This is a genomic window from Deltaproteobacteria bacterium (assembly GCA_029860075.1).
Taxonomy (GTDB): Bacteria; Desulfobacterota; JADFVX01; order JADFVX01; family JADFVX01; genus JAOUBX01.
In genome coordinates this window covers 56169-62321 of sequence record JAOUBX010000020.1, presented here as the reverse complement: position 1 = coordinate 62321, position 6153 = coordinate 56169, and the positions used below count along the sequence as shown (strand labels likewise).

At 43.5% G+C, this 6153-nt stretch carries 8 protein-coding genes; all 8 read right to left on the bottom strand.

From position 1 onward, the window contains the following. Positions 1-41 precede the first annotated feature (41 nt). Positions 42-611 carry a tetratricopeptide repeat protein gene (locus OEV42_08250; protein ID MDH3974256.1) on the bottom strand — a complete coding sequence of 190 codons (570 nt, stop codon included), beginning with the start codon at positions 609-611 and terminating at the stop codon, positions 42-44. Between the two features lie 77 nt (positions 612-688). Beyond that, on the bottom strand, positions 689-1138 hold the full coding sequence (locus OEV42_08245; GenBank protein ID MDH3974255.1) for a PCYCGC domain-containing protein: 450 nt from the start codon (positions 1136-1138) through the stop codon (positions 689-691). Between the two features lie 14 nt (positions 1139-1152). Next, the gene (locus OEV42_08240) at positions 1153-2634 is read right to left on the bottom strand and encodes a DegQ family serine endoprotease (GenBank protein ID MDH3974254.1); all 1482 of its coding nucleotides are present in this window, start codon (positions 2632-2634) and stop codon (positions 1153-1155) included. Next, positions 2631-3719 (bottom strand): hypothetical protein, encoded by a 1089-nt coding sequence (locus OEV42_08235; GenBank protein ID MDH3974253.1) that lies wholly within the window; start codon positions 3717-3719, stop codon positions 2631-2633. Before OEV42_08235 ends, OEV42_08240 begins: the two co-directional genes overlap by 4 nt. 6 nt (positions 3720-3725) lie before the next feature. Beyond that, positions 3726-4352: an anti-sigma factor gene (locus OEV42_08230; protein MDH3974252.1), complete on the bottom strand. Its 627-nt coding sequence runs from the start codon at positions 4350-4352 to the stop codon at positions 3726-3728. A gap of 24 nt (positions 4353-4376) precedes the next feature. After that, positions 4377-4937 carry a sigma-70 family RNA polymerase sigma factor gene (locus OEV42_08225; protein ID MDH3974251.1) on the bottom strand — a complete coding sequence of 187 codons (561 nt, stop codon included), beginning with the start codon at positions 4935-4937 and terminating at the stop codon, positions 4377-4379. A gap of 65 nt (positions 4938-5002) precedes the next feature. Then, entirely contained in the window at positions 5003-5374 is a 372-nt protein-coding gene (locus tag OEV42_08220) for a hypothetical protein (protein MDH3974250.1), read from the bottom strand. Then, positions 5367-6146, bottom strand: a complete 780-nt coding sequence (locus OEV42_08215) for a type III pantothenate kinase (GenBank protein MDH3974249.1) — start codon at positions 6144-6146, stop codon at positions 5367-5369. Before OEV42_08215 ends, OEV42_08220 begins: the two co-directional genes overlap by 8 nt. Positions 6147-6153: the final 7 nt, after the last annotated feature.

Below are 6153 nucleotides of genomic sequence, written 5' to 3'. Positions count from 1 at the left end.
CGCTTCCTCCGGAGGAAGCGCTGAAGTCTCCTCTTCCGTCATCAGCTTTTGCCCTTTTGCAGTTTAATCTGGTTCAGGAAATTCTCCGCCTCTTGCCCGATAGCTCCTCCAAAATCCAGTTCTTTGGCCTTTGTAAGAGGTTCTACAGCTTCATCAAACTTGCCGACAGACATAAGAATAAAGCCCTTGGTGAGCCAGGTATTTTTGTAAAGAGGGTCAGCCTTAATGCCATTGTTTGAAGATTCCAGCGCCGTATCGGTATTGCCTGTGTAAAAATAAGCAAGCGCCATGTCATTATAACAATCTGCACTTTTAGGATTAACAATGACGGCTTTTTTATAAATCTCTATTGCCTGGGCATACTGCCCCGATTCAAAATAGGCATCTCCCAGCGTTGCCAACAACCCGTAATTGTCAGGATCATCAAAAAGCTTTGCCTTAAGCATTTCTATCCGCTGGTCCGGCTGGGCAAGGTCTGGATTAAAATCCTTCAATCCTTTCGTAGGGGCCTCTTCCTTACCCTTGCTGCAAGCCGTCAAGACCAGTAAAACGAGAAAAACTCCCATAAGGAGTTTACTCTGAGGGGAAGCCCCCCTGAATTTAAGACTCATATGAAATACCTCCTGAATATATTAGAACAGAGCAATAATACAATAATTTAAAAAAATTAACAGGCTTTTTTCTTAAACTACCTCTTTTTTCTATCAAAAGCAGAATCTACCTTACTGACAATTTCTTCCGTACTATAGCCCTTTTTATGGAGATCATGGGCCATGATGGCCTCATCCATACAGATCCCACACTCAGCCCCATGCTTGTCTGTAAAACAGGTAAGAAGACTTTTATGGCCAAAGTTATGCTGGCACTTGCAATAACAATAGATCTTATCGAGAACCTGTGGAATTTCTTTAGCCGCCTTATAAGCTTTGGCTGTTTTGCCGACAAAGTAAGCCGGTGACATGGTCGGTCTTTTCTCGCCGCCTATTACGTCCGGCCGGTTTGGAGAACCGCCTCCACCAGTAAGCGCATAGCCCAGCCCCAGACTGACTGCCACAGCGATGACCGCCACAGCGAGTTTCTTGTAAACAGATGAGTTGCTGCCGGCGGAAGGGTTATTTTTTTTCTTTTTTCGAGACATAAGTTCTCCAGATATTATTTATCAAAGGTCAATACCTTGTAGGAAGTATTGCCATCTCTCCAGATAAGAAACAGCACCGTATCTCCCTTTTTAAGCTTTTTCATTACTTTCCTGTAGTCACCCTTATCTTTAATTTCATCCTTATTGATCTCCATGATCACATCCCCTCTTCGAAGGCCTCCACGATCTGCAATGCCCCCACTTTCGATCATGCTTATAATAACACCTTCCTTACCCTCAAAATCCAGCCTTTTTGTCAATTCAGGGGTCATTTCCTGTACAGACATGCCGAGTTCGTCAATGATGGATTCTTCCTCTTTTTCTTCTCCGCTCCCCTCAAGTTTTTCTATCTTCACCTTAAGTACCTTTGTTTTACCATTTCTTACAACCTTAACCTTTACTTTCCTGCCCACAGGAGTTGCCGCAACAATTGCCGGTAAATCTCTCATTTTTCCTATTTTTTCACCATCAAAAAAGGTAATTACGTCACCACGCTTGATACCGCTTTTCTCAGCCGGACTCCCTTCCACAACATCAGCAACAAGCGCACCCTCTTCGGAGGGGAGATCAAAAGATTCAGCCAACTCTTTTGTAATAGGTTGAATCATCACACCAAGCCACCCCCTGGTGACGCCTCCCGTCTCCTTCAGTTGTGGAATAAGCCGCTTTGCCATATTGACAGGAATGGCGAATCCAATCCCTACATTCCCCCCGGAGGGAGAAAAAATAGCTGTATTAATACCGACGACCTCACCCTTCACATTAAAAAGAGGACCGCCGCTGTTACCGGGATTAATGGATGCATCGGTCTGAATAAAATCATCATAGGGACCAGCGCCAATGTCTCTCCCCTTGGCGCTCACAATCCCCGCCGTTACGGTCTGTCCCACACCAAAGGGATTACCGATAGCTATCACCCACTCACCGACTTCAATAGAGTCTGAGTCACCAAGTACCGCAAGGGGGAGATCATCGTGATCCTTTATCTTGATGAGGGCAACATCCGTTTTGGGATCCTTTCCCACCAGTTCGGCCTTGAATTCTCTCTCATCGGAAAGTCTCACGATGATTTCATCGGCCTTCTCTACAACATGGTTATTGGTAAGAATGTATCCATCTTTACTGATAATAAATCCCGAACCGAGATTCTGCGCCTTATACTCCCTTCGGGGTCTTTCCCCAAAAAACTTTTCAAAAAAGTCATCCCCAAAAAAATCTCTGAAGGGATCAAACTGGCCGTGGGGACTGCCATATCTCCTGTCTTTTATCACCCTTGTCGTTGCAATATTGACAACGGCCTCTTTCCGGCTTTTCACTATGCCTGCAAAGGAAGGCAATAAAGCCCCCCCCGTTGCCGAGGAATCACTCCTCCCTCCGGACAAGGCAACAACATCTTCAGGAACATCCCAAATATAGGAAAAAAGAGAACCTGCGCCAAAGAGCGCAGCGGCGATTGCCACATAAACCAGTTTCTTTATAAAACGATTACTTTTCATTTCCCTAATACCCTCTCTTTGAATTCAATTGCCAGATCAACCAGCCCCTTTTTTGAAACTTCTCCAACAATAACGTAACGATGCTTATCAGATATGAAATTGAGTATATTCTCCCCTCCCCTGTTACAGTAATAGCCCTCAAAGTTTTTTTCCCTGATCCTCTCAACAATGCCGCCGGAAGAAGCCTCCATCTTTTTCAGAAAGCCCGCCTTGTCCTTATTCCAGTCTTCACTGAAAATAGAAACCATATTGAGGCCATCATGATAGATTAACTGCAGATTACCCTTTTCATGGGGCAGGCTTTCTTTCAGTTCATATCCGCCACCGAGGTTGAAGTAAGGAAGCTTTTTCAGCTTCTTTTCCTCATTTTGAGGTTTCGAAGAGGACGGGGGCTGTTCATAGGCAACGGTACCGCCGGGAACCATTATGACAAAGTAATCCTGGCTAAAGGAAGGGTTAATAACAATGTTTGAAAGTGTGCTGTGAAAGGACAATGACCCATCAATTGAATAGGTCTCCGTCTTTAAAGGCATTGATGTTTTATGATCTATCCAAACCTTGTAGGAGGGCCTCGAACCTCTATCTTTTGGATTTATGGAAACGATAACAGAGGGCCTCGACGAAATGACGGCATTCCCGACAAACACGACGTCATAGTTCTTTTTAACAAGATCAATAAGCTTCCTCTTCTCATCGGCCCTCACACCGGTCTTGTTTCGCGGGCTTCTTACCACAATATTTTGTTTAGGATAGGAAACAATCTGAAGTTCATCATCATGGACTATAATTTCTTCCACTGAACCATCGATGGCATACTTCTCCCTTCTCATCTTATGCGGTTTTAATTTTCCCACCTTAAACCGGTTTATTTGAGGTTCCCCGTGGGAGAAGTGTATTGTCAACTCTTCCGCTTCAAAAGAGACATAATAGTCTCCACGAAGAAGGTTTTCAAGAAGGCTGTCCACCTGCTCCGATGAGAAGGATGCTCCCCACAAAGAGGAAGAATGGGAAAGCAGGAACAACAGGACAAAGGAGACGAAGTATGATCTGTTGAAGTATGATCTGTTAAGGATTGTAGCAGACATAGGGTTTTACTTGTTTCTTAAAGCTCCTGATTCAAAGGATACATAACTGGTAACGGCGCTGCCATAGCGATTAGAATAATTGACAGGTTTACTGCGCAAGGCATTGGTGTGCTTTTTGACGTAATAACTAAAATCACTCCCTGCATTATTTGCAGAAGACAGGCTTGCCTTTTTTAAGATACTGGCCTTGATAACCTTGGCATCGGTCATCATCTGCTGATGCGACAGGTTTGTATTTGCTCCTTTGTAGTAAAAGGTTAGGGAGGCAACAAGCATAAGAGATGCCGCAAAGGACCATGACAGAGAAGGTACAGGCAGAGAAACGGCCCTTGCCTTATCTAAAAAGGCGCCAAAAACATTTCCTTTAGCAGGAACCTGAGGAATGATTTTCCGGGAAGGGTTAAGCTCCTCTTCAATAAGCGCCGTAATATGGGCTGAAAACTGCGAGGGAAGCTGATGAGGAAAGGCAGGAGCGGAAGATTTGACAATGTCACTAAGGGAAAGGAGCTGAGAGTATTCACTGCGGCAACCATCGCATCGAACAAGGTGGCGCATCAGGACGAGAGCCCTTGCTTCAGTGAGTTCTTCATCAATTTCATCTGAAATCATATCTACATATTCTGAACAATCCATAACTTCTCTCCTTGCTCTGCCTGTTTATAAATATTCCTTTAACAAACCTTTAAGGATATTTCTTCCCCTGAAAATCCTGGACCGAACCGTGCCGATAGGGCAATCCATTATTTCCGCAATTTCTTCATAGGAAAGCCCTTCATACTCTCTGAGCATAACCGCCTTTTTAATATCGTCAGGCAGCGTTTCTATGGCCTCTGAGATAGCATTGGCCGATTCCCTGTTAAGCGTATGCCTTTCAGGTGATATTTCCCGACCGGGCGCACTCTCGGTTACAGAGGCTCTTTCAAGATGCTCTTCATCGATAAATGTCGCTTTTTTATTTTTTGACAGGTAATTAATACTTACATTTGCCGCTATCCTGTAAAGCCAGGTGTAAAAGGATGACCCCCCTTTAAAACCTTTTATCGCCTTAAAGGCATTGAGAAATGCCTCCTGGGCCAAATCCTCAACGGCAACAGAATCCTTTACTATTCTGAATATCACATTGAATATTCTTTTCTGATATTTAACGACAAGAAGTTCAAAGGACCTTATATCCCCTTCCTGGCTTCTCTTTACAAGATAGGCATCGGATTTTTCCACTAAATGAAGTCCTATACATGACTATTGACAAACAGTTTGTAAAAAAGTTCAAAAAAGTTTTAAATCTATCCCTCTTGTTCAAGGATTTCCTCAAGTCTTTTTCGATCTTCATCTCCTATTTTTTCTGTTGTCTCTTTTTTTATTTCCTTTTTCCTGCTGCTTTCAACAGCAGATTCAGGCAGCGCTTCCACATTTTGATTGACTTTAAGAGGCCCCTTTTCAACGGTTGCCTTCTTCTTTTTATATTCAAGGCCTTTCAGGGAAAGAAAATAGATCGTCTTTTCAATAAGGTCTTTGCCTCTCTCAGACATTTTATCAAAACTAATTTCCTCTCCCACCTTTTTTTCAAACTTTTTGCCCGATTCCGTATTATGGTAAATAACGGCGGCAAGGGCTATAATAAAAACAATGGCCAGCTTAAAAAAGAACTTAATCAACTCGCTCCCCTTTGTTCATATCAAAGATTTCCTTTAATCCTTCAAGGGTGAGATTGTCGACGACCTCATCAATACAAAGAGATTCTTTTGCTATTAAAGACGCCAGTCCACCGGTAGCAACAACTTTCGCCGGGGACTTTATTTCCTCCTTCATTTTAAGGACAATGCCGTCAACAAGACTAACATAACCATGGATAATACCTGACTGGATACTGTTAACTGTATTCCGTCCTATCACCTTCTTTGGCCTGACAAGGTCGATTCGGGGCAATTTGGAAGCTCTCTGGAAAAGCGCCTCCACTGAAATACCAATACCGGGCGCAATAACGCCGCCTGCATATTCCCCCTTTTTCGTGATGAAATCGAAGGTCGTTGCCGTACCAAAATCAACAACAATGACAGGTCCACCGAAGCGTTTCAGGGCCGCTACGGCATTAACGATCCTGTCGGCGCCTACCTCTTTGGGATTTTCATAGAGAATAGGGATCCCGCTTTTCAGCCCTTGCCCCACAAAGAGGGGTCTAATGCCAAAATATTTCCCGGACATATTCACAAGGGTACTGTCCAGAGGAGGCACAACAGAAGAAACAATAATATCACTAATTAGCCGAGAGTCAATACTTGAAAAAGAGAGGAGCTCCTTAAGGAGAATTCCATACTCATCTACAGTCCGCCCTCTTTTTGTTCCCACTCTCCAGCTTTCAAGAAGAGTATCACCTTCATAAATACCAAGAACTATATTTGTATTTCCTACATCGATAACAAAAAGCATAAAAAGT